Annotated in this window: 14 protein-coding genes; 7 read left to right on the top strand and 7 right to left on the bottom strand. The window is 40.8% G+C overall.

What is annotated here, in order from left to right; all coding sequences use genetic code 11:
* Positions 1-18 precede the first annotated feature (18 nt).
* The 5 genes from ACKTS5_RS00200 to ACKTS5_RS00180 all read right to left on the bottom strand — a co-directional run bounded on the left by ACKTS5_RS00200 (position 19) and on the right by ACKTS5_RS00180 (position 15,365).
* Positions 19-1,878 (bottom strand): ABC-F family ATP-binding cassette domain-containing protein, encoded by a 1,860-nt coding sequence (locus ACKTS5_RS00200; RefSeq protein WP_408041804.1) that lies wholly within the window; start codon positions 1,876-1,878, stop codon positions 19-21.
* Between the two features lie 74 nt (positions 1,879-1,952).
* Complete coding sequence (locus ACKTS5_RS00195) at positions 1,953-6,200, bottom strand: GEVED domain-containing protein (protein ID WP_408041803.1); 4,248 nt, start codon at positions 6,198-6,200, stop codon at positions 1,953-1,955.
* Between the two features lie 82 nt (positions 6,201-6,282).
* On the bottom strand, positions 6,283-9,663 hold the full coding sequence (locus ACKTS5_RS00190) for a GEVED domain-containing protein (RefSeq protein ID WP_408041802.1): 3,381 nt from the start codon (positions 9,661-9,663) through the stop codon (positions 6,283-6,285).
* Between the two features lie 233 nt (positions 9,664-9,896).
* The gene (locus tag ACKTS5_RS00185) at positions 9,897-12,425 is read right to left on the bottom strand and encodes a GEVED domain-containing protein (RefSeq protein ID WP_408041801.1); all 2,529 of its coding nucleotides are present in this window, start codon (positions 12,423-12,425) and stop codon (positions 9,897-9,899) included.
* A gap of 255 nt (positions 12,426-12,680) precedes the next feature.
* Positions 12,681-15,365 carry a GEVED domain-containing protein gene (locus ACKTS5_RS00180; protein ID WP_408041800.1) on the bottom strand — a complete coding sequence of 895 codons (2,685 nt, stop codon included), beginning with the start codon at positions 15,363-15,365 and terminating at the stop codon, positions 12,681-12,683.
* 169 nt (positions 15,366-15,534) lie between these two features.
* Between ACKTS5_RS00180 and ACKTS5_RS00175 the strand changes: the two genes are divergently transcribed.
* From ACKTS5_RS00175 to ACKTS5_RS00150, 6 genes are read left to right on the top strand one after another with little or no spacing between them, the layout of a single operon-like run.
* Positions 15,535-17,196: an ABC transporter ATP-binding protein gene (locus tag ACKTS5_RS00175; protein ID WP_408041799.1), complete on the top strand. Its 1,662-nt coding sequence runs from the start codon at positions 15,535-15,537 to the stop codon at positions 17,194-17,196.
* A gap of 53 nt (positions 17,197-17,249) precedes the next feature.
* A complete protein-coding gene (locus tag ACKTS5_RS00170; protein ID WP_408041798.1) occupies positions 17,250-18,266 on the top strand; it encodes a sugar phosphate nucleotidyltransferase in 1,017 nt (338 codons plus the stop codon).
* Positions 18,244-19,227 carry a tetratricopeptide repeat protein gene (locus ACKTS5_RS00165; protein ID WP_408041797.1) on the top strand — a complete coding sequence of 328 codons (984 nt, stop codon included), beginning with the start codon at positions 18,244-18,246 and terminating at the stop codon, positions 19,225-19,227. The genes ACKTS5_RS00170 and ACKTS5_RS00165 overlap by 23 nt, the downstream gene beginning before the upstream one ends.
* 29 nt (positions 19,228-19,256) lie before the next feature.
* A complete protein-coding gene (locus ACKTS5_RS00160) occupies positions 19,257-20,027 on the top strand; it encodes a DUF4292 domain-containing protein (RefSeq protein WP_408041796.1) in 771 nt (256 codons plus the stop codon).
* Positions 20,028-21,251 carry a murein hydrolase activator EnvC family protein gene (locus tag ACKTS5_RS00155; protein WP_408041795.1) on the top strand — a complete coding sequence of 408 codons (1,224 nt, stop codon included), beginning with the start codon at positions 20,028-20,030 and terminating at the stop codon, positions 21,249-21,251.
* Between the two features lie 11 nt (positions 21,252-21,262).
* A complete protein-coding gene (locus ACKTS5_RS00150; RefSeq protein ID WP_408041794.1) occupies positions 21,263-22,297 on the top strand; it encodes an AI-2E family transporter in 1,035 nt (344 codons plus the stop codon).
* 5 nt (positions 22,298-22,302) lie between these two features.
* Here ACKTS5_RS00150 and ACKTS5_RS00145 read toward each other — a convergent pair whose 3' ends face one another.
* Complete coding sequence (locus ACKTS5_RS00145; RefSeq protein ID WP_408041793.1) at positions 22,303-22,815, bottom strand: acyl-CoA thioesterase; 513 nt, start codon at positions 22,813-22,815, stop codon at positions 22,303-22,305.
* Between the two features lie 66 nt (positions 22,816-22,881).
* Complete coding sequence (locus ACKTS5_RS00140; protein WP_408041792.1) at positions 22,882-23,793, bottom strand: HU domain-containing protein; 912 nt, start codon at positions 23,791-23,793, stop codon at positions 22,882-22,884.
* A gap of 96 nt (positions 23,794-23,889) precedes the next feature.
* On the opposite strand from ACKTS5_RS00140, the gene dprA reads away from it, so the two are divergent.
* Entirely contained in the window at positions 23,890-24,990 is a 1,101-nt protein-coding gene (dprA, locus tag ACKTS5_RS00135) for a DNA-processing protein DprA (RefSeq protein WP_408041791.1), read from the top strand.
* Positions 24,991-25,050 lie beyond the last annotated feature (60 nt).

Genomic DNA, 25,050 nt, shown 5'->3' with positions numbered 1-25,050 from the left:
CAGCAGGGGCTTTCATTTTTATCCTTCCAACTTCATGGAAAGTTCAAACCATCGTTCTTCTTTCTCTTCGATGCTCTGAATAATTTCTTGTAACTCTAATGATTTCTCTTGAATATCGTCAGTGTCAATAGTACCATCTGTAAACGCTGCTTCAATCACCTGTCTGCGTTTCTGTAATTTTTCTATATCCGATTCTAACAGTCCGTATTCACGTTTCTCATTATAACTCAGACTTCCTTTATTGGGTTGTTTTTGAGCTTTTTCTGCTACTTTCTCTACTTTTTTAGACTCTGGTACTTGCGAGCTTTCATACGCTCGGAAATCCGTGTAATTTCCAGGAAAATTCTCCACAACTCCTTCTCCTTGAAATACAAACAAAGAATCCACAATTTTATCCATGAAATACCTGTCGTGAGAAACGACCAATAAATTTCCTGGGTAGTCTAATAAAAAGGCTTCTAAGACATTTAAAGTAACGACGTCGAGGTCATTCGTAGGCTCATCGAGAATTAAGAAGTTGGGGTTTTGTATGAGTACCGCACAGAGGTACAGTCGTTTTTGTTCACCTCCTGATAGCTTTTCTACAAAATCGTGTTGTTTTTTTCGACTGAACAAAAAGCGCTCGAGTAATTGCGCTGCAGAAATTTTTCTTCCTTTGGTCAACGGGATGTATTCACCGAATTCCTTGATGACATCGATTACCTTCTGGCCCTCTTTAATCTGGATTCCCTTTTGCGTATAGTAACCGAACTTCACTGTTTCACCAACAACAACTTTTCCACCGTCTAAAGGGATTTGCCCAGTAAGCATGTTGAGAAAAGAGGATTTTCCCGTTCCATTTTTTCCGATAATACCAATGCGTTCTCCTCTTTTAAAAACGTAATCAAATCCGTTGAGGATAACTTTGTCGTCGAAACTCTTTTTAATATTGTGTAACTCGACAATTTTACTGCCCAAGCGTTCCATATTAATTTCGAGCTGTACTTGGTGTTCTTGACGGCGTTGGTGAGCCTTCTTCTTTATCTCAAAGAAATCATCGATACGCGATTTCGACTTGGTCGTTCTCGCTTTCGGTTGTCTGCGCATCCAGTCCAACTCTTTTTTAAACAAACTCTTGGCTTTGGATAAATTAGTGGCCTCTAGCGCTAAACGCTCTTCTTTATTTTGAAGGTAATACGAATAATTCCCTTTGTATTTGTACAATTTCCCATTGTCTAATTCTATGATTTCATTACACACTCGCTCTAAAAAATAGCGGTCGTGAGTCACCATAAACAAGGTGATTTTTTCTTTAGCAAAAAACGCCTCTAGCCACTCTATCATTTCCAAATCCAGGTGGTTGGTAGGCTCGTCTAAAATCAACAGGTCGGGTTTATTGATCAGAATAATGGCCAAAGCTAAACGCTTGCGTTGCCCTCCCGACAATTTTCCTACTTTTTGCTGTAAGTTATCGAGTTTTAGTTTTGAGAGTATTTGCTTGTACTGAGTTTCAAAATCCCAGGCATTGTGCTGCTCCATTTGCTCAAAGGCCTTTTGATAAGCATCCTGGTCATCGGGATTTTGCAAAGCCGCCTCGTACTCTTGAATTACGGGTAGTATTTTATTTTCCGTAGAGAATATGGTCTCTTCTACGGTTAAATTCCCATCAAAATCCGAATCTTGCGCTAGGTAGGCAAGATGAATGCCTTTCCTACTGATAATTTGCCCTGTATCAGGGGTATCTTTCCCTGCTATGATATTGAGGATTGAGGTTTTACCACTTCCGTTTTTTGCTACGAAAGCAATTTTTTGATCTTTGTTGATACCAAATGAGAGGTCGTCAAACAAAACGCGTTCTCCGTAGGCTTTAGATATATTTTCTACCGATAAGTAATTCATACTGCAAAAATATAAAAAACCCTGAGCAAAAGCTCAGGGTCTAGCATTAGTTAAAAAGAAAGAAGGGTTTAAAATTATCTTTTAACCAATTTTGTACTAAGAGATTTCTGACCGTCGTTAGCTTCGATTAAGTAAACGCCGCTCTTTAAGTCTGAAATATCTACGTTACTGTTTAAAGTAGTTCCTCTCTTCACCACTTGACCAATAGCATTGGTGATGCGGTAGTCAACCTGTTGGTTGTCTCCAAATTTCACCACTACATTGTTCACTGCAGGATTAGGATATACTTGTAAACTGTTCAATCCATCAACGTCTAAAGGCTCTCCAGCAGTTGCTGCTGTTGCTCCTGCTAATGAAGATGCTGAACTTACGATATTCACAGTATAATCTTCTACTTCACCATCGTCAAAAGTTTCACAAGGTGTAGACGCTGCGTTGTACTTCATAGAAACACGCATTCTCGTTTGTCCTAAACTCGCTCCGGCAGGAATAGAAATATTCCCTGTTCTGTTTCCGGCAGTGCTAGAAGAACCTAAAGAAGTACGCTCACTCGTTTCAAATGTTCCATTTTTATTGTAATCGATCCATACTGTGAAGTACTCAGTATAAGCAGTACTTCTATATCCAGCACTCACCGTAATTTGGTTGGTACTTCCTTGAGCAACAGTAGCAACTTTTGCCGTATAGTTTCCGTACCCACCATCTTTGTTGGTCGCGTTAGTCATACCACCAAAAGCGACATAGTCAATCCACTCATACGTATCTCTATTACTTTTAGAAGCACAGTACGTTACAGTATTCGCTAGGGTAGTTGCATTGGCTGTATTACTCGCTGCAGAAACGTTTCCTGCTGCATCTTTTGCTTTTACTGTAAAAGCATAGGCTGTACCTGCTGTTAACCCAGTAACATTATACGTTGTTGCTGTTACAGTTGCAAGCTTAGTACTTCCTCTAAACACATCGTATCCAGTTACGGCCACGTTATCCGTCGCTGCTGTCCAGTTCAATGTCAAGCTAGTTTGTGCGATACTCGCCGCTGCTAAGCTACTAGGTGCCGTTGGTGCTTGAGTATCTGCTGTTGCCGCTTGGATGTTTACAGTATAATCTTCTACCTCTCCGTATTGGAAAGAAGTTTCACAAGCTGTAGGAGTAGCATTGTATTTCATAACAATACGCATTCTCGTAGGCCCTTCTACTGCCGAAGCAGGAACAGTAAAGCTCGTGCTCACAGGCGTAGTTTTCGATTTTGCCTTTGTCCAAACAGTTTCGTTTGCATCTGAGAAATCTCCGTCTTTGTTATAATCAATCCAAACACCGTATCCTTCATCGTATGCCGATCCAGTCCATTTAGGTGTAATGGTAATCGTATTTGATTTCCCTTTCTCTAAATTCGTAGAGATTGAAGTAAAATCAGAATATCCATTGCCACCAGTAGAGGTATTGTTAATTGTTCCTAATTGTACGCGTTGGATGTACTCATCAGAAACACTGTTTCCTTTCGACGTACAGTAATTTAAACTCGGTGCTGTGGTAGTAGCATTTACCGTGTTACTAGCTACAGATACATTTCCTGCCGCATCTTTAGCTTTCACGGTAAAGGTATACGCCGTACTCGCCGATAAACCAGTAACATTATAAGTAGTTGCTGTTACTGTTGCTAACTTGGTACTTCCTCTAAAAACATCGTATCCAGTTACTGCAACATTGTCTGTCGCCGCTGACCAGTTAAGAGTTAATCCAGTTGCTGAAATAGCACTTGCAGCTAAATTTGTCGGTGCTGTTGGTGCTTGTGTGTCTGCTGCCACATTTGCTGTAAACGTTCCTGTAAATACACCTCTTCCATAAGTAGAAGCAATTACTTTATTGGTTGCGTTATTTCCGCTTACGTTCCAATAATCAAATGACGTAACGCTAACGTCACTCATTCCGTTATACGACTGCGTCCAGCTAGGATTAGCAGCATTAAAGTTCTCTGTAGCCCAAACACCTAATTGTGTCGCTAAGATCGCTTCATTTCTATTTAATGGATTTTGTAAAATATCTCTTACAGGAATATTTGGTAAGTTACCTTCTTTATTCACCCAGTTTGCTCCACCGTCAGTTGAGGCCCACACACTAGTTACTCCGTAATTGTGCATTGTTACGAAGATATCATTTGCTGTAGCTCCAAAACGAACTGCAGAAATAGACCCAACAAATGGGGTCGCTACATTTGTCCATGTAGCACTGCTATTGGTAACATTTGTCAAACGCAAAAGTTTTCCGTTTGCCAAACCAACATACCAAGTATTGTTCGCAAAAGGAGATGCTGTAAATGCTGTAGGACTTGCATCCATTAATGCATTCGTGATGTTTCCTTTAGTATTCGATGCAACATTGATACTCTTAATCGATTTACCAGCACTCGTAGAAGCATTTGATAATAAACGATTTGCTTGATCGTCATACCCCATAGGGTTTACGAAGTCTCCAGTAGATCGTTCGTTTAATAAGGTAGTAGCACCACCTTGACGACGACCTAACCCGTTCCAAGGAAGGTTAAAACGATAGATTACATTGTTTGTATACGTAGCAATCATGTATTGACCGTCTTTATCAACGAAAGTATAGAAACCGTCACCATCACTCAATTCAGTTGAGCTGTTTATTCCAGCAGCTGCATTTCTGAACGCTTGTGTACCGTTATCTTGTGCACCAGCACTAAAGATTCCATTTTGATCTCCAGCACCGTCAGGACCGATACCTGCCTTTACAAACTGTGTTACATTGTACCCTCTATTGCGAACGCTGATTGCAGAACCTCCGTTTGCTGAATAGTAGATACCTCCGTCATTTCCGAAAAGTACTCTTGACGAATTGTTGTTACCGAAAGAAATTGCGTGTTGATCTGCGTGTACATTATTGGCAATCCCAAATCCTCCATACCAGTGAGATAATTGAGACCAAGAAGTTCCGCTGTTGGTCGATTTAAACAAATCAATACCTCCTACATAAACAATGTTATCGTTTGACGGATCTGCTTCAATTACTAAATCGTAAAATGCTTGCCCTCTACAGAAGTCATTTGCTGCAATATTCGTATCCGCATCGTTTGGTAACGACGTGGCACTTGCAGACGTAAACCCATTAGTAGTTAAGTAAATATGTACAGGCGCTGCTGATGTTGTTCCTTGTGTTAAGGCATAAATCTTATTCGCATTGGTAGCCGATGGCTCTAATTCAACACGGTTAGAATTTGCCAAAGGCGATGCTGCTGCCTGAGTCCAAGTACCTCCATTGGTAGAGCTATACACTCGACCACCACCTTCACCGAAGGCTGAATTGATGGTACCCATCCAAATCGTATTGTTGGCACTTACTTCTAAATCATTAGGAATGTAGTAGTAGTTTTGTCCTCCTTTAGTATAACGCATATCGGCTGTTTCGATACGATTCCACGTTGCTCCGTTATCTGTAGAACGGTACAATCCAGCTGATTGTAACCCTAAGAAGTTTCTAGGAGTAGAAGAATCAGAATACACGCTGGCACCTACTGCTACAAATAATTCAGTAGCATTCCCGTTGTTCCATGCTAAGATATCATTTACAAAGTGTACTCCTGATAAAAATACATTACTCGCATTGTAATTAATAATTGCATTTCCAGCTGCAGGAATATTTACGGCATTCCAAGTAGTTCCACCGTCTGTAGTAACGTACACTCCGTTACCTACAACATCTCCTGCTGTATATTGCTCACCAGTACCTACGTACCAGCGATTTGAATTTCTAGGATCAATAGTAACCGAAGTCACCGATAAGTTTCCTGGTACATTTTGAACACGTGTCCATTGAGAGTTCGCATTGGTAATATCTGCATTTCTCCAGAGTCCTCCACTAACACCTCCTGCATATACTACTCTGTTGGTAGCGTCATTAGGGTCAAAGAAAACGACTCTTGTACGTCCTCCGACGTTGTTAGGACCTCTTTCTACCCAAGCGTTGTTTGCATGTCCAGGGTTTCTGCGTTGTCCTCTTTCTTTCATCAAACGCTCACGTAAAGCTGCCAAGCTTCCGTCTTCCATTTGTCCCGTAGCTGGGTTCATGGTCAATAATTGCATTTGATCGTAATACCTATTAGGTGGTAAACCTCTTAATTTTCGTTCCTTCTTACTCCACTCTAATTGTTGGTGTAAAGGACTTTGGTTGTAAAAAGTACTGTGTACTTTTCTCTTTTCGGCTAAGGTATCTGCTTCGCTCTTTTCAGCAAGATACTTAGACCCTAAAATTGAAACAGCTGCCACAGACAGCCCTCCAATCAAAAACTTAATTTTTGTGTTCATATAGTAGGGTATTAGTGTAAAATACAGCTAGGGAGCGGACTCCCTAACTGTACTTTACGTAGTAATAATTGTACGCGAATTCTTATTGCTTGATCAACTTAGTAGTCATAGATTTTTGACCATCGTGAACCTCAAGCATATACACTCCTGTTTGAAGTGTTGATACGTCGATTTGAGAAGTTAATTTTCCAGCTTGTACCACACGTCCTAAAGTGTTCACCACTTTATAGGTTGCTCCTTCAACTCTCGTCACAACATTTACTTGTACGAAATCAGTTGCAGGACTTGGGTAAGCCATGAAGTTAACTGCAGGTTCGTTTCCTAATTTTTCAGCGTTAGAAGCTGCAAAAGTGGTATTCAAACTAGCTGCACTTGCCGTAATATTTACAGTATAATCTTCCACCTCACCGTAGCTGAATGTCTCACAAGCTGTTTGTGCTGCGTTGTACTTCATAGATACACGCATTCTCGTTTGACCTAAACTCGCTCCAGATGGAATTGCCACTGTTGCCTTTAAATTGTTAGCACTTGATGAAGATCCTGTAGCTACTTTTTCACTAGCTGCGAATGTTCCATCTTTGTTGTAATCAATCCAAACAGCCCAGTGTTCTGTATACGAAGTACTTCTGAACCCAGCACTGATTAAGAGTTCGTTTGAACTTCCTTGTGCTACGTTCGCTACTTTCGCTGTGTAGTCTTTATAACCACCGTCATTTCCAGTTGAATTTGTCATTCCTCCGAAAGCTACGTAGTCAATCCACTCGTATGAAGAGTTACTTCCTTTAGAAGCACAATACGAAACTGAAGTTCCTAGCGTAGTAACATTTACTACATTACTAGCTGCTGACTCATTACTAGCTGCATCTTTTGCTTTTACTGAGAAGCTGTAGGCAGTACTAGCTGTTAATCCAGTTACATTGTAAGTAGTTCCGGTAACGGTTGCCAACTTCGTCGCTCCGCGATACACGTCGTAACCCGTTACACCTACGTTGTCGGTAGCTGCAGTCCAATTTAAGGTAAGGCTTGTCTGTGCAACGCTAGAAGCGGCTAAACCAGACGGTGCTGTAGGTGCTTGCGTGTCTGCGGTTGCAGGGCCAATAACTACAGTATAGTCTTCAGTTTCTCCGTAATTGTACGATCCACAAGCAGCAGGTACTGCATTGTAACGCAAAATCACACGCATTCTCGTCGCTCCTTCCGTTGCTCCTGCAGGAACGGTAAATGATCCACTCACAGGTGTATCTTTTGACGCTGCTTTTGTCCAAACAGTTTCCCCACTATCAGAGAAATCACCGTCTTTGTTATAATCTATAAATACACCGTATCCTTCGTTGTACACGGTTCCATTCCACTTAGGTGTGATGGTAATCGTATGAGAAGTTCCTTTTGCCAAGTTGGTTGAAACAGCTGTGTGGTCAGTATAACCGTTTCCTCCTGTTGAGGTGTTGTTGATAGTTCCTAACTGTACTTTCTGAATGTACTCATCTGAAACACTGTTTCCTTTAGAGGCACAGTATGAAATGGTCACTGCTGAGGTTGTGAAATTCACAGAAGCACTGTAAGCAGAGTTCCCAGAAGAACACTTACTACGCACTTGCACTTCGTACTGAGTAGAAGCAGTTAAACCACTTAAAGCAGTTGATGTAGCGCTAACAGCATTGGTAGTCCAAGCTGTAGTACCTACCTTGCGGTATCTTACATCATAGGTTGCACTAGTTACTGCACTCCAAGAAACGTTTGCTCCGGTAGCACTCACTCCTGAAGTAGTTACTCCAGTTGGTGTTGTCGCATTACAAACTACAGGAGTTCCTTTAATTCCAGTTACGATTAAACTAAAGTTTTGACTTCCTCCAGTTAAAGTTCCTTTGTGAGTTACGGTAATTGTGTATGTTCCAGAAGCTCCTGAAACATCCACTCTTTCATAAGGATCTACATTGTTATCTTGCTTCGCATTGGTTGTAGGTCCTGTTAATTTATATGGCAAATAAGTAGTTCCTGCTTTTGAAACTCTGATATCTAAATCATTAACTAAAACAGGTGTTGTCGAATTTACAGTAGTATTTGCCGTACCGGGTCTGTCGGTCCAAGAGATAGAAGCTAATAATGGGTTTGTTCCATCGCTATTTACTGTAATCGTATACGTTTGACCAGCATTCAAGGTTAACTCATCTATTTTTGATTGGTTCCCTTTCTGAGTAATTACTTGTGCTGCTTTTTTAGTGTTTAATAAACCCCATCCAAATACTGCATCAGGCCCAGAGGCACCAGCATCGTCGGCAGTGTGTAACGCTAAACCTTTTAACGTTGCCGCTTTCATGAATGAGCTTTGCGAAGCTTTGTAGTGCTGTTGTAACAACACCAACGATCCCGTTACATTCGGAGAGGCCATTGAGGTCCCTGTAATCGAATTATAAGCAGTATCGCTACTTGCATAGGTTGAATATACACCAGTACCGTTTCCAGTAATATCTGGCTTAATTCTGAAATCATCGGTAGGACCTTCACTACTAGAGCTATTGATCGATACAGAAACTAAGTTTCCACTCGGATCGACATTGGCATCTTGAGCGTTCGCTACAACCAAGTTATTCTTAGACGTAGCGTGTCCAGTTAACTTATCCCATCCAGAACCTCCAGTAGGATTATTGTTGGCTGTGTTATCATTACCGTCGTTCCCCGCAGCCACAACCATCAAATAGTTAGGTGCGTTAAACATGATTTCGTCCCACGTACGAGAAACAGTAATATACCCACCAAAGAAGTGTTGTGGTAATTGTACTTGACCAAATTGGTTTCTCGTCGCGTATCCGTAAGAGTGATTCGAAACTAACATTCCATTAGCTGCCGCAGTAGTAGCCTCTGAAGTATCGTTGTTCCAATCGTATCCTACAGCCTTGGCATGAGGTGCCATTCCTTTCGCATTGGCTACTACTCCTGATGCGATAATAGTTCCTGTTACGTGCGCAGCGTGGAAATTTTGGGTTGAAGTTCCATCACCGATAGAGAAACGATTGTTTCCTCCTGCACCGTCATACTCCTGGTGAGTAGTACGCGCTAATCCACCGTCCCAAACGTGAGCAGTCATTCCTTGTCCCATTAGGTTTAATCCTAAAGAACCTCCTGAATGTAAATGATTTGTTCTGGTTGATTTTGCTGCATCGACGTTAAATGTGGTGTAGTAAATTGGTTTACCGTCGACTACTCTTTGAAGTTCTAGCACTCTTCCGTCTTTCGTAGTAAATTTGGTTTCCCAACCATTTTGCTTCGCAAGTCTCAGTGCTTGTTTTCTTTCATTAGAAGCAGATTCTAAAAGATCTTGCTTCAACGACTCTAGTTTTGTTAAGTTGTATCCACGCCGGATTTGTTCAACTTCGCCTTTAGTTTGAGCCTGTAGTTGTGCTTGGAAAGTTAATCCAATAAACGCACCTGTAACTACAAGACTCTTAAAGTACTTGTGTTTCATTGTAAGAAGGGTTTTTAAATTAGTTTTTTGTTTTAATTTAAAATTAGATTTTTAAGATATTAAGTCTCAATAATTCAATAATTTGATTAAAACAGTGCCAAATATATAATTTTTTTTTTAACAAAAAAATAACACTTCTAAAACTGAAGACCGTAAATAGGGCTAAATCAACAAAAAACCCCGAGAAACTCTCGGGGTTTGGGATAGTATTAAATTATTATTATTTCAATAAATTACTTTTTAATAAGCTTATTTGTCAATAATTTTTGACCATCATTAAGTTCTAAGATGTAAACTCCTGAATTTAATTGAGATACATCAACAGCACTTTGCGTTAATTCACCAGTCATCACTACACGTCCAATGGTATTTAACACCCTATAGCTCATAGAAGCTCCTTTTTCAGCAGCTACACGAACTTGAACAAAAGAAGTTGCTGGGTTTGGATAAACCATCACATCACTAGCCGTTTCATTTCCTAATGGTTGTGCATTTGACAAGGCTACAGCACCGTTATCTTTACTTGAAGCAGCCGTAATATTCACTGTGTAATCTTCAACTTCACCATCATCAAAAGTTTCACAAGCCGTTTGTGCTGCATTGTATTTCATAGAAACACGCATTCTCGTTTGACCTAAACTAGCTCCAGCCGGAACTTGTACAGTTGCTCGTAAGTTATTGGCACTTGAAGAAGATCCTGTAACTACTTTCTCACTTGCTTCAAAAGTTCCATTTTGGTTAAAGTCAATCCACACAGCCCAGTGCTCTGTATAAGCAGTACTCTTAAATCCAGCACTGATAATCATATCATTTGAACTACCGCGTGCTAAGCTCGCTACTTTTGCTGTATAATCTTTGTAACCTCCGTCATCACCAGAAGGGTTTTTCATTCCTCCTAATTCAACATTATCAATCCACTCATACGTAGAACGATTCGATTTAGACCCACAATAAGTCACTGCATTTGACTTCGTAGTTACGCTAAGTGCCGCACTTGAAGCCGATACGTTTCCTGCAGCATCTTTAGCTCTTACAGAGAAACTATAGGTAGTTCCTGCCGTTAACGAAGTAATATTTGCTGAAGTTCCTGTAACCGAACCTAATTTAGATGCTCCTTGATATACATCGTATCCAGTTACCCCAACATTATCAGAAGCAGCCGACCAATTCAACGTAAAGGATGTTTTTGTCACGCTTGCAGCTGATAAATTCGTTGGAGCAGTTGGTGCTTGCGTATCTGCTGATGAAGCTCCAGAAACAACTGAAATAGCATCAATTGCAGCATCAGATCGATACGACGAAGCTGTAGTCAAATGGAATCTCACTTTTAATTTTTTAGAAGCCAAGTTTACCTCTGCATCTTTCCAAGAGTTTCCTTGGTCTCCAGACTTACTCCAAACACTTGTCCAAGTAGAACTTCCGTCTTCTTGTACTTCTAATTTCAACGTTCCCATACTGCTACCATACATGTGGTACTTAAACTTAAATTTCGCATTTGAAACACTGCTTAAGTCAAAACAAGGACTGTTAAAAATCGCTGTTTTTGTCGGGTAGTTTGGATTCGATGATTCTGTAAACATATAATAGCTTCCAGCAGCAGCTGAAGATGGTCCTGTAGATGATGAAGGGGTTCCGTTCGCATCTCTCGTCCAATCAAAATTGTCATCAGTAGCTTGTGTCCATGCTCCAATACCACTTTCAAAACTCTCGCTGTATGGGAAAGAACTCACTGTTGACGAACACGCGCTTGGTGTTGGTGTTCCACCACCGCTTCCGCTTTTATCAGATAAAGCAAGTGCTCTACGTGCTCCACCTTCTGCTAAGTAGGTACGCATTCTGTTCTTTTGTCCTGTAGTGAACAAGTTCATACAAGAATCGTCAGAATAATCCATAAAGTTCTGTACCATATCTTCAGATCCACAAGAAACATGTCCTGTTTTACACCCGTAGTTTGCAGCATCTGACTCAGGTGTATCCGACACGAAATCGTCAGTTCCACAAGGTCCATCACCCCAAATATGACGTAAACCTAAGTAGTGTCCAACCTCGTGCGTTGTTGTTCTACCTCCGTCAAAAGGTGCCTTCGCTGTTCCTGTACGTCCAAAATACTGATCTGCCATAACCACACCGTCTAACGACTTGTCAGTCATCCATGGGAACTGTGCATATCCTAAGATGCTTCTTCCATCAGAAGTACGTAAGTTATCTACAACCCACATATTCAAATACTCTGCTGTATTCCAAGGACTGATTCCTCCTGCAGAGTTCTTTTTCATACCGTTCGTATCGGTAATCCAAGTAGAAGTACTCGTTTGTTTTCTGACGATCCCTGTAGTTGGGTTCCCGTTAGGGTCTACTTTCGCCAAGTAAAATTCAATTTCTGAATCTGCCGCCTGTGACCATTTATTGGTCTTATCCGAATTGGTACGACGGAAATCTTCATTCAATACGTCTAATTGCGATTGAATTTGGGCATTGCTGATATTGTTGGTACTGTTTGTGTATAAAACGTGTACAACCACAGGTATTTTGATGATGTTTCCTTCAATTTTTCTGTGGTTTTTTGCCAATTCCTTCACTTTTCGCTGCGTAAAAGCTTCCATTTGCTCCATTCTGTGACGTGCGTCTGGATTTTTGGTAAGGTCCTGTTCTAACATCTCCATCACTGCACAAGAGCGCTTCACCGGAGTAGGTGTTTGTTGGGCAAAAGCAGTAGCGCCCATAAATAAGCATGACAATGCCAGGGTAATTGTTTTTTTCATTAAGAAAGGGTTTTTAAGTTACTTTGTTTACGTGTGTACGTCTTTAATAAATCGTTAGCTTTTTATATTTTTTAACAAATAATCACTAATAATTAACTAAAAACAGCGCCAAATATATAATTTTTTTAACATAAAAATAACATTATAGGAAAATCACCCTTTTTTCTTTGAAGTAAAAACACTAAAAAACCCCGAGAAACACTCGGGGTTTTAACCATTAAAATTTTTTTATTTTTTTGTTTACTAAACTTCTGATTATTGCTTAATAAACTTCTGAGTCAAGGTTTTTTGGCCGTCGTTTACCTCCAAAATGTACATACCAGCCTCTAGTTTAGTTACTGGAATCGTTTTAGTCAAGGTACCAGAATACACGGTACTACCTAAGGCATTCACGATTTTCACGGTAGCCGTTTGTACACCGCTCGCTAAAGATACTTGAATAAAATCAGTAGCTGGACTCGGATACGCCATCAGGTCTAAACCGCTGTTGTTACCAAGTTCTTCTGCGGCTACTTCAACCGATTTAACGGCACTTGAGGTAATATTCACTGTATAGTCTTCTACTTCTCCGTAAGAGAACGTTTCACAGGCAGTTTGCGCGGCATTCCACTTCATAGAAACACGCATTCTAGTTTGACCTAGCGCGGCATTCGCAGGCACTGACACATTATAACTTAAGTTATTAGCACTTGAAGAAGACCCTGAAGCTACTTTTTCACTGTCAGAGAAGGTTCCGTCTTTGTTGTAGTCAATCCAAATTGCCCAGTGTTCTGTATAAGAGCTACTTCTAAAACCAGCGCTTACTAACAACTGATTTGTACTACCCGGGCTGATATTTGCTACTTTACTTGTGTAATCTTTGTATCCACCGTCATTTCCGGTGCTGTTTGTCATACCACCAAATGACACGTAGTCAATCCACTCATAGCTTGAGTTATTTCCTTTAGAAGCACAATACGAAACGGTATTTCCTTGCGTAGTTACATTGACAACATTACTCGCCGCTGACTCATTTCCAGCTGCGTCTTTTGCCTTTACAGAAAAGCTATAAGCAGTATTGGCTGTTAAACCAGTTACGTTGTAATTCGTAGTCGTTACCGACGCTATTTTAGTTGCTCCTCGGTACACATCGTATCCAGTTACCCCGACGTTATCCGTTGCAGCTGTCCAGGCTAAACTCAAGCTTGTTTGAGCCACACTAGAGGCCGCTAAACTCGCTGGTGCAGTTGGCGCCTGAGTATCGGCTTGAGCAGCAGTAATGTTTACCGTATAATCTTCTGTTTCTCCGTAATTATAAGTACCACAAGCACTAGGTACTGCATTGTATCTTAAAATTACACGCATTCTTGTCGCTCCTTCTACCGCTCCTGCAGGAACCGTAAAAGTACCACTCACAGGCGTATCTTTTGACGCTGCCTTCGTCCATACCGTTTCTCCACTGTCTGAGAAATCTCCGTCTTTATTGTAATCAATAAACACACCGTAACCTTCGTTGTACACCGTTCCGGTCCACTTTGGAGTTATGGTAATGGTATGAGAAGTTCCCTTAGCTAAATTCGTTGAAATTGCGGTGTGATCCGTATAGCCACCACCTCCAGCAGAGGTATTGTTAATAGTACCTAAAGCGACTTTTTGTATGTACTCATCCGCAACGCTATTTCCTTTTGAAGCACAGTAAGAAATGGTCACCGCTGTCGTGGTAAAGTTAACCGAAGCACTGTAGGCCGAATTCCCAGAAGCACATTTACTTCTTACCTGCACTTCGTATTGCGTAGTTGCTGATAATCCACTTAAGCTCGTGGAAGTTCCAGATACCGCATTGGTCGTCCACGAAGAAGTTCCTGTTTGACGGTAACGCACGTCATACGTAGCACCGCTAACTGCCGACCAAGAAACCGTAGCTCCTGAGGCCGTTACACTTGACGTGGTTACCCCTGTAGGTACAGTCGCATTACACGAACCTCCTCCGCCACCAGTCTTATCAGATAAGGCTAATGTTCTTCGAACTCCACCTTCTTCTAATACTGCACGCATTCTGTTTTTTTGTCCAAGTGTATATAAATTCATACAAGAATCATCAGAATAATCCATGTAGTTTTGAACCATATCTTCGCTTCCACACGACTGGTGTCCGGTAGCACAATTGTAATTAGCTGCGTCAGATTCTGGAGTGTCAGAAACAAAGTCATCCACACCACAACCACCGTCACCCCAAATGTGACGTAAGTTTAAATAATGTCCAATTTCATGAGTAGTAGTTCTACCTTTATCAAAAGGTGCAGACAAATAGAATCCTGATCCTTTTGCCGAGCTTCCGAAGTACTGTGGGCTCATTACAACTCCGTCGGTAGCTGCACTACCTCCAGGAAACTGTGCATATCCAAGAATTCCTCCTCCAATATTACACACCCACATATTTAAGTATTCCGCAGTATTCCAAGGATCCACTCCTCCCTGCGATGATTTTTTCATGGCATCACTTGTTCCCCATGATGTCTTTGTCGATGATTTTCTAGTAATTCCGTTGGTTGGGTTTCCGCTCGGATCTACTTTTGCTAAGTAAAACTCTATTTCTGTATCGGCAGCTTGTGACCATTTATTGGTCTTGTCCGAATTGGTACGACGGAAATCTTCATTTATCACATCTATTTGTGACTGGATTTGCGCATCGCTAATGTTTTCTTGTGCTTTGCTGTAAATTACGTGGACTACTACGGGAATTTGGATGACGTTTCCAACAATTTTCCCATGGTTGTGTTCCAGTTCTTTTACGCGTTGTTTTGTAAAGTTTTCGATGTCTTGCATTCGTTGTTTTAACATCGGATCATTGGACTGTCGGTATTCCAAATTATGCATCGTATGGCAATTCCGTTTTGATTGAGCGACAATAACGCCCACGAATAACATACACATCAGTGTAATCGTAGTTCTAAGTTTCATTTTAGAAGGGTTTTAGTTAAAAAATTAATTATTAGTTTACAATTTTATTAAAATCATATCAAATATATAAAATCATATACTTAGAAACAAGTAAATACCACACTAACAACAGGTTAAGTGATTAGGGCAGTTGAATTAAAAAATGTACATTTACACAAAAGTCCCGTAAATGCTAGCGTTATCGAATGTTTCAGTGCAATTTAAAGGCACTAAAAAAATTATAAAAAACATAAATTACTCATTACCAAGGAATACAATTTTAGGTATCGTTGGAGAAAGCGGAAGTGGAAAATCCGTTAGTTCGCTAGCTATCATGGGATTACTACCAAAAACAGCAACTATAGGAGGGAGCATCGTGTTTGACGGTATCGATTTGACCACTTTACACGAGGCAGAAATTCAAAAACTTCGCGGAAATCGCATTGCGATGATATTCCAAGAACCCATGAGCTCACTGAATCCAACCTTAACCTGTGGACATCAAGTTGCAGAGATTCTCAAAAAACACGGCAAGGTAAATTCCGCCGCTATCAAGTCAAAGGTTATCGAGTTGTTTGAGCAAGTTAAACTTCCGAGGGCAGCCCAATTGTACCACAGTTACCCACATGAAATTAGTGGAGGGCAAAAGCAGCGCGTAATGATCGCCATGGCAATTGCGTGTAAACCCGATGTACTGATCGCTGATGAGCCTACCACGGCACTGGATGTAACCGTACAAAAAGAAATAGTACTCCTTTTAAAAGAACTGCAAGAAACATCAGGAATGAGTATTGTATTCATTTCACATGATTTAGCTTTGGTTTCAGAAATCGCAGACCATGTCATAGTAATGCATAAAGGAACCATTGTAGAGCAGGGGACAGCAGCCGAAGTGTTTTTAAACCCTAAAGAAAACTACACTAAGGCGCTAATCAACTCTCGTCCTAATTCGCGTTTTCGCTTGAAAAAGCTTCCGACAGTCCAAGATTATATGGCTGGGACTGTACACACAGCATTATATACGGATGAGGAGCGTGAGAAATTTCACAATAAGCTATACGAACAACCTCCTCTTCTCCGTGTTGAAGGCATCACCAAACACTACAAATCAGGAGGAGGATTTTTAACTCCTGAAAAAGTTGTTACTGCTGTAAATGACGTATCGTTTAAACTCTACGAAGGCGAAACTCTGGGCTTAGTAGGGGAGAGCGGCTGTGGAAAATCGACTTTAGGTAGGAGTATTTTACAGTTAGAAACTATTGACCAGGGTGAAATCTATTACCGCGGAAAATCGATTACCTCCCTGAAGAAAGGAGAATTAAAAGCACTACGGAAAGAAATCCAAATCATATTTCAAGATCCTTTTTCGTCGCTCAATCCAAGAATTCCTGTTGGTCAGGCCATCTTGGAACCCATGAAAGTTCACAAAATACTCAAGAATAAAACAGAACGCACAGCATACGTACTTGAATTACTGGAAAAAGTGGGCTTGCAAAAAGAGCATTTTGACCGGTACCCACACGAATTTTCCGGAGGGCAACGTCAGCGCATCGGCATTGCCCGAACCATAGCTTTGCAACCCAAACTCATTATTTGTGATGAATCTGTTTCAGCATTGGACGTTTCGGTACAGGCGCAGGTACTAAACCTGTTAAACGAATTAAAAGCCGAATACAAATTCAGCTATATTTTTATTTCACACGATTTGTCTGTTGTCAAATACATGTCTGATCAACTACTTGTAATGAATGGAGGAAAACTAGAAGAAATCGACGATGCGGACCAAGTGTATCGAGCTCCTAAAAGTACGTATACGCAAGCACTCATTGATGCCATTCCTAAGGGCATCTAATGTTTTTACAAAAGGTATATTAATGGTATATTGCACCGTTAAAAAATGAATTCATGAAAATTATTGTACCTATGGCTGGAATCGGTTCACGATTGAGGCCACATACGCTTACAGTTCCTAAACCATTGACTGTAATTGCGGGAAAAACTATTGTTCAACGACTCGTAGAGAACATCGCATCGGTATTGCAAGATCCTATTGAAGAAATCGCATTCATCATCGGACCTGTAGCCAAGGGATTTCCAGCGAATACCCAACAAGATTTACTAGCAATAGCGGAAGAATTAGGTGCTAAAGGAAGTGTATATGTACAAGAGGAAGCCCTGGGTACAGCGCATGCTATTTACTGTGCAAAAGAATCGCTTAGCGGTCCTTGTATCGTTGCTTATGCCGATACTTTATTCAAAGCGGACTTTACTTTAGACGTCAATGCTGATGGGGCAATTTGGGTGAAGCAAGTAGCAGACCCGAGTGCTTTCGGAGTGGTAAAACTGCAGGATGGTATTATTACTGATTTCGTGGAAAAGCCTAAAGATTTCGTTTCTGACTTAGCCATCATCGGGGTGTACTACTTTAAAAATGGTGATAAATTACTCGAAGAAATTCAATACTTAATCGACAATGATTTAAAAGAAAACGGTGAATACCAAATTACCAATGTACTGGAATCTTTAAAGCAACAAGGCGCTCAATTCATTCCTGGAAAAGTCGATGCTTGGATGGATTGTGGAAAAAAAGATCCGACTGTAGACACCAACAAACAAATTCTTATTTTTGAAGAGGAAGCAGGGGCGAATTTGGTTTCAGAAGACGTCGTTTTAGAGAATTCTAAGATCATTCAACCTTGTTACATCGGAAAAAATGTTATTTTAAAGGACAGTACCATAGGACCGCACGTTTCAATTGGAGCTGGGAGTACGATAGAAAATGCTACGATCGTAAACTCACTAATTCAAAAAAACGTGCAAATTAGCAATGCTAAGTTAGACAATGCCATGATTGGAAATCATGCTAAATACAATGGAAACTTTACCTCAGTAAGCATAGGTGATTATACGGAACTCATATAACAAGCTCAATCCATTATTCGAGCAAAGCACGCGACGTATTAAGCAATTAATACTGATTGCTTTGCTCGGCTGTGGAGTAACTTTTAAAGCACAAGCACAGGACAGTATCCCACAAGTGGATGCGCAGTTACTCAAAAAAAAGTTAGACTTTCAAGAGCTCTTTTTTAGTGCTATTACAGACAAGGCCATCCAAAACTATCAAAAGGCAATTACGGCCCTGGAAAAATGTAACGAACTCGTTCCTAATGACATTGCGGTACTCTTCGAGCTCTCCAAGAATTACCATTTCTTAAATCGCTATGTCCCGGCCGTAAACTATGCAGAACAGGCCTTAGCGTTGGACCCTAAAAATTTGTGGATCGCAGAACACTTAGTTAAGGTGTACCGAAATCACAACGCCTTTGACAAAGCCGTTAGTCTGCAAAAAAAAATCATCGCAAATTATCCTAAAAAGAAAGGGGACCTCGTGTATTTGTACCTGCGAAAGAACGATTTAAACAATGCCAAGCTCATTTTGGAAGAGCTAAAAACGGCCAAATTACTTTCTCCTCGATTGAGAAGAATCCACAATCAACTGATGGCCTACCAGAAAAAAAGGCGACAAGCAGCTGTGCCTTCGAAAGAATCAGGTGATCTCGTTGCGGCCTTCGAAAAGGACAGTTCCTTTAAAATATTAAAACCCCTTTTAACCAAACTCGACAGCGCTAAAGACGCGAAACTACTCGCATACAGCGAAAAAGGGTTGAGCCTGTACCCAGCACAACCTTTTGTGTATTTGATGCACGCCAAAGCCCTTTACCGAAATAAAAAATATAAAAACGCGTTAGAAAGCCTAGAAAACGGCATTGATTTTGTTATCGATAATCCAAACATGCTCAAAGACTTCTACAAGGAGTTTGTAAAGAATTACCAACGTATGGGCAATGCTAAAAAAGCGAGTTTTTACAAAAAGAAATTATAGCTCTCTAAAATACAGAATGTAAGAAATTCATGAAAAAATACCTCTACATACTACTCTTAACGCTATTAACAGCGGCCTGTTCCAGCAAAAAAGCCATCCAAACCCAGGCTAATGCCATCAAGGAAATGTCGGCCCGAAGGGTAGCTAAAAAGCATGCTGCACATTATTTTCAAGAAAAAACCATCGATGCCAAACTCAAAGTCAACTATCGAAATGACAAAGAGCGATTGGGTTTTTCTGTACGTATGAAAATTGAGAAAGACAAAGCTATTTGGTTAAAGGGAACCAAACTCATCACTATTTTCAAGGCGAAAATCACACCTGAAAAAGTGCGTTTCTACTCGCCTTATACCAAGAGCTATTTTGACGGTGATTTTGCCATGCTCAAAAAGCTATTAGGAACTGACATCAATTTTGAACAATTGCAAAACCTATTGCTAGGTCAAGCTATTTTTGATGTCAAAAGCAAGCGTCAACAGGTAAATATCGTAGAGAATTCCTATCGTTTATCTCCTAAAAGACAATCGCGATTGTTCGATGTCTTTTTTTACATCAATCCGTTTAACTACAAACTCAATAAGCAATCGTTGATAAATCCGATAGGCAATCAACGCCTCGATGTTTCATACCCAAAGTACTTGGATAAGAAAAAGGCCTTGTTCCCCAACAAAATAAACATCGTAGCTAAGGCCAACCAGAAATCGACCAACATCGATATGACAGTACGTTCTATCCAATTCAACACGCGATTAAACCTAGATTTTTCCATTCCGAAAGGCTATAAAGAAATTCAGTTGTAGATGAAAAAAGCACTCCATATTTTCGTTTTTATTAGTGCCCTGTGTTTTACAGTGCTCGCTCAAGCCCAAAGCCAACGAGAGCTTGAAAAAAAGCGCAACAAACTGAAAAAAGAAATCAAGCAAGTAAATGAACTCTTGTTCAAAACCAAGAAGAAGAAGAGCAATGCCTTAGAGGACCTGAAAGATTTAAATCAAAAAATCAGTGTCCGCGAGCGCTTGATAGAAACTATTGAAATGGAATCTACGGAACTCGAAAATACCATTGCTAAAAATACCACAAAACTCGAAGGTTACGAAAAAGACCTCGCCAATTTAAAAAAGGACTACTCAGAAATGGTGGTAAAAACCCACAAGAGTAAATCCATGCAAAGTAAAACCATGTTCTTGTTGTCTTCACAGAGCTTTTATCAGGCATACAAACGCGTGAAGTACATGCAACAGTACAACGAATTCAGAAAAAAGCAAGGAGAGGCTATTTTAGCCCGTGCCGAAGCCATAAAAAAACTAAACGACTCTCTATCGCGCCAAAAAAACATCAAAGAGCGTCTTATCACCGAAGAAAAAGAACAAAAAGACGAAATAGAAAACGATAGAAAAGATCAGGAGAAACTGATTACCACTATCAAAAAGCAAGAGAGTAAGTACAAAAACTCACTCCTAAAAAAACAAGCTGCAGAGCGCAAAATCCAAGCGCGTATCGATCGTTTAATTCGCGAGGCCATCGCGCGTTCTAACCGCAAAAAGAAAAAGGCGAAAGGAAGTAAGAAAAGTAAAAAATCAGCAGAGTTTACTTTGAATGCTGCAGAAAAGAAATTGCTGGCTAATTTTGAACAGAACAAGGGTAATTTGCCTTGGCCTGTGAAAGGTATTATTACCCGTAAGTACGGTATTCAACCGCATCCTACCTTTTCTGGAATTACGATCAACAGTACCGGATTGCACATTGCCACCAAGGCCAATACAGCGGCCAAAAGTATCTTTACAGGAAAGGTACTAGCCATTCAAAAAAATGCCGATGGTAAGAAGTCCGTTTTGGTACAACACGGAAATTACATCTCGGCGTATAACAATTTAGAGTCCGTTTATGTCAAAAAAGGCGAGGCCGTCAAAACCGGGCAAAAACTAGGGAAGGTTTTTACCGATAGAGTTACCGGTAAAACCAAACTCGGATTTGTATTATTTAAAAACACCGTTCGTCTGAACCCAGCAGAGTGGATTCAATAAACTAACAGCCCGTGAAAAACGCAGCAAACATCATCATCGTTATCATAGCCGTTATGGCTATATTGGTCATCGGAAAAGGGATCTTAATTCCATTTGTATTTGCCTTGATATTCTGGTTTCTCACGCGAGAAATTCGCAAAACAATTTATCGCATTCCCTTTGCCAAACGCTTTATTCCTAGATGGTTGAGCAACATCCTAGTTTTTACGTTTATCATCCTCAGTTTTAGCGCTATTTCTGAAATTATCACCAACAGCATCGGTAATTTGACCAGTTCGTATCAAACGTATGAAAAAAACGTAGATCAGATCATTCAAAAAGTAGATAGCTACTTCCATATGGATCTGGTGAACTCGGTGAAAGCCTTGGTCGGAAAATTCGATTACGGATCTGTTTTAGGAGATATCGCCAACGGCATCAGCAGTTTGTTAGGCGATACGTTTATGATCGTTATTTACGCTTTGTTTATCTTTTTAGAAGAATCTAGTTTCAAGAAAAAAATCGGAAAATTATTCGGCAATGATAAAACCCATCCTGGAAGCGTTCAAAACATGCTCGGAAAAATAGAGGCTTCCATCTCAAACTACTTACGCCTAAAAACCTACGTGAGTTTACTAACGGGGGTACTGAGTTATATCGTTTTGTTGATTGCCGGAGTTGACAGTGCTCCTTTTTGGGCCTTTTTAATTTTCTTGTTGAATTATATCCCGACTATCGGATCACTCATTGCCACGGTTTTCCCTGCAGTATTCTCTTTACTGCAATTTGGAGAGGTTACCCCTTTCCTTATCGTGTTGATTGCAGTAGGCTGTATTCAGGTAATCGTAGGAAATATTATCGAGCCCAAACTCTTTGGAAAATCGTTAAATCTAAGTCCTTTAGTAACGATTTTATCACTTGCTGTTTGGGGAAAAATATGGGGCATCACTGGTATGGTACTCAGTGTCCCCATAACGGTTATTATGATTATCATCTTTTCTCAGTTTGAAAAGACTAAATCTGTAGCGATACTCTTATCGGAAAATGGCGATATTGAGGAAATTTAGCTCGTTTAAGCCAAAAACAAGGCTTTGAGCTCTGTAGCATCCTTTGGAAGCATTTTACCCGCTAAAACAAGGCTTAATTGCTTTCTTCGTAAGGCTCCATCATAACGCTGCTTTTCCAATTCTGTTTCTGGTTTGATTTGAGGAATCGGAACGGGCTTCCCTGTTTCATCCACAGCTACAAAGGTATAGATCCCTTCATTTACCTTGGTTTTCTCACCAGACTGACGATCTTCGATCCACACATCTACATATACCTCCATAGACGACTTAAACGCTCTAGAAACTTTCGCTTCTATGGTTACCACGCTTCCCACGGGTACCGACTTTGTAAAGGCGACATGATTTACAGAGGCCGTAACCACGATTCGTCTTGAATGACGACGCGCAGCAATACTACACGCTCTGTCCATACGTGCTAACAACTCACCCCCAAAAAGGTTGTCTAAGTAATTCGTTTCTCCTGGCAACACTAAATCTGTCAGTGTTGTAAGAGATTCTTTCGGCGCTTTTGCTCTCATATTTCAAATTTGATGCAAAGATACGCAATGTGATAGGAAAGGACGGCTATATTTTAGCCTAAAAACTTACTGTTTGTGTAGTAACCAAGCATCTTTGGTAATGGTCGCTTTGATTCTCATTAATGCCTCGCGAGCCTCTTCTTGAGTTTGATAACTACCAAAAACAACTTGGGTTAATCCCCATTCGTTTTCACCGATAATTTTGGCATTGTAGCCCATCTCTTGAAGTTCCTCGAGTTTTTTGTCGGCATTTTTCAACGATTGAAAAGCTCCAGCTACTACGTGAAAGTTTTTGAGCGCTTCTTTGTTTACCTCCAAATCTATAGAAGGAAGCGGAGCCTCACTGATAAACGTCGCTGTTTGAATTTTCTTTTTTAGCGTTGCTTCTTGATCCGCTACTGCAGCAGCTTGCTCTTGTTGCGTATACGCGTACCAACCTGTAATTCCAACTCCTACGATAGCAGCGGCAACTGTTGCACGCTTTACCAAAGGAATGAGTTTTGACTTCGTAGATACAGGTGATTCTTCTACTGTATTCACTGGGATAACTGGTGTTTCTTCGCGTTCTACTTGCTGTCCTGGTGTAGCTGCCAACCCATAAGCTTCCAGTAAGAAATTGGTTTCTAAATTCGGTTCGAAAACCAATTGCTCAGCGTCATTAAGGGTTACAGTTCCCACTTTTCCGATGGTAACGGTTCCCGTTTTTACTTCGGTCTTCCAAAGCGCCACTTGCTCGTGGATTTGCTCGGTAGCCTTTTCAAAAGAAATGCGCTCTGCAGAGGCGATGTAATTTGCCAACAAACCATCATTGTGCTGTAAATACGCATTGAAGGTCACCTGCTTTTTGGGCGGGTGAAACATCGAGGTCTCCTCGTCGAGGACTGCACTGACTTTATTCGTTACAAATCCACCGAAATTCGGAACTATGACACAATCGTATCTGTACAATAAATCACTGATGTAGTTGGCTAATCTCATAGATACAAAACTAGTAATTTTCACCGGTTGAACGTCCTTCGTGGTGTAATACTTATCAACAGTTTATTTGTACCTTGATAACCAAACTATTAGACTATGAAAAACACTGCACTTTACGCGCTTCTCCGCTTACAATCTTGTAAGAAAATAGGGGCCAAAACCGCGAGAAGACTCCTTGCTGCCGTAGGGAGTCCAGAGCTAATTTTCAAGGAAAAGAAGGCGACTTTATTAAAAATCCCAGGCATTGGACCTCAGTTAGTTTACGAACTTTATCAACCAGAAGCACGAAGAAAAGCCGACGAAGAGCTCCGTTACCTATCAAAAAACCGCTATCGCACTCTTACTTTATTGGACGCGGACTATCCGAAACTGCTCAAACACTGTACTGATGGTCCTATCGTCCTCTTTACCGATGGCAATTTGGCTTGGAATACCCAACGAATCATCGCTATTGTCGGTACGCGCAGAGGTACTGCTAGCGGTCGGGAGTTTTGCAACCAACTCATAGAAGCACTGGCCCCCTTCCAACCGATTATCGTAAGCGGATTTGCTTACGGGGTTGACATTTGCGCACATCGAGCAGCCATTAGCCAACAACTACCCACAATTGCCATTTTAGCTCACGGCATGGAAACCTTATATCCCAAAAGTCACAAACCATATGTTGAAACTATAAACAACAACGGTGGCTTTATCACTGAATTCTTCCACTACGAACTCCCTTGCAGAGAACACTTTATCAAGAGAAATCGCATTATTGCCGGGATCACTGCGGCTACCGTGGTTATCGAATCGGCCGCCAAAGGAGGTGCACTTCTAACGGCTGATTTTGCCCATGGCTACCAACGTGAAGTATTTGCTGTTCCAGGTCGTCCCTGTGACCTCTATAGCAGCGGTTGTAATCAGCTAATTAAAAACCAAAAGGCACGCATGCTTACCTGCGTTGACGATATCGCTCGAGAACTCATGTGGAACAAAGCGAATACTCCCCAACAAATTCCACTTCCCACACAACTTGCTCCTAACGAAAAAAAACTGATTGTTCAGATGAAAACCAGCGGTAAAATTGACTTGGATTCACTAGCTATCAGCACGGAACTTCCCGTTCAAGAGGTGGCTTCACTCTTAATTCAACTAGAACTTCAAGGTCATGTTCGTTCTCTTCCAGGAAAGCTATTTGAACACGTTCAACATTAAAAAACAGGCGGTTACTAAAAAATGATGCTGGATTCAAAATCAACGGGGGTAAAACCTCAA

The sequence above is a fragment of the Tenacibaculum litopenaei genome (genome assembly GCF_964514025.1).
Lineage (GTDB): Bacteria > Bacteroidota > Bacteroidia > Flavobacteriales > Flavobacteriaceae > Polaribacter > Polaribacter litopenaei.
This window is presented reverse-complemented; position numbering and strand designations above follow the sequence as displayed.

Excerpts from the sequence above, each read along its gene's own strand:
- ACKTS5_RS00200 (WP_408041804.1), bottom strand. The coding sequence starts at position 1,878 with ATGAATTACTTATCGGTAGAAAATATATCTAAAGCCTACGGAGAACGC.
- ACKTS5_RS00195 (WP_408041803.1), bottom strand. The coding sequence starts at position 6,200 with ATGAACACAAAAATTAAGTTTTTGATTGGAGGGCTGTCTGTGGCAGCT.
- ACKTS5_RS00190 (WP_408041802.1), bottom strand. The coding sequence starts at position 9,663 with ATGAAACACAAGTACTTTAAGAGTCTTGTAGTTACAGGTGCGTTTATT.
- ACKTS5_RS00185 (WP_408041801.1), bottom strand. The coding sequence starts at position 12,425 with ATGAAAAAAACAATTACCCTGGCATTGTCATGCTTATTTATGGGCGCT.
- ACKTS5_RS00180 (WP_408041800.1), bottom strand. The coding sequence starts at position 15,365 with ATGAAACTTAGAACTACGATTACACTGATGTGTATGTTATTCGTGGGC.
- ACKTS5_RS00175 (WP_408041799.1), top strand. The coding sequence starts at position 15,535 with ATGCTAGCGTTATCGAATGTTTCAGTGCAATTTAAAGGCACTAAAAAA.
- ACKTS5_RS00170 (WP_408041798.1), top strand. The coding sequence starts at position 17,250 with ATGAAAATTATTGTACCTATGGCTGGAATCGGTTCACGATTGAGGCCA.
- ACKTS5_RS00160 (WP_408041796.1), top strand. The coding sequence starts at position 19,257 with ATGAAAAAATACCTCTACATACTACTCTTAACGCTATTAACAGCGGCC.
- ACKTS5_RS00155 (WP_408041795.1), top strand. The coding sequence starts at position 20,028 with ATGAAAAAAGCACTCCATATTTTCGTTTTTATTAGTGCCCTGTGTTTT.
- ACKTS5_RS00145 (WP_408041793.1), bottom strand. The coding sequence starts at position 22,815 with ATGAGAGCAAAAGCGCCGAAAGAATCTCTTACAACACTGACAGATTTA.
- ACKTS5_RS00140 (WP_408041792.1), bottom strand. The coding sequence starts at position 23,793 with ATGAGATTAGCCAACTACATCAGTGATTTATTGTACAGATACGATTGT.
- dprA (WP_408041791.1), top strand. The coding sequence starts at position 23,890 with ATGAAAAACACTGCACTTTACGCGCTTCTCCGCTTACAATCTTGTAAG.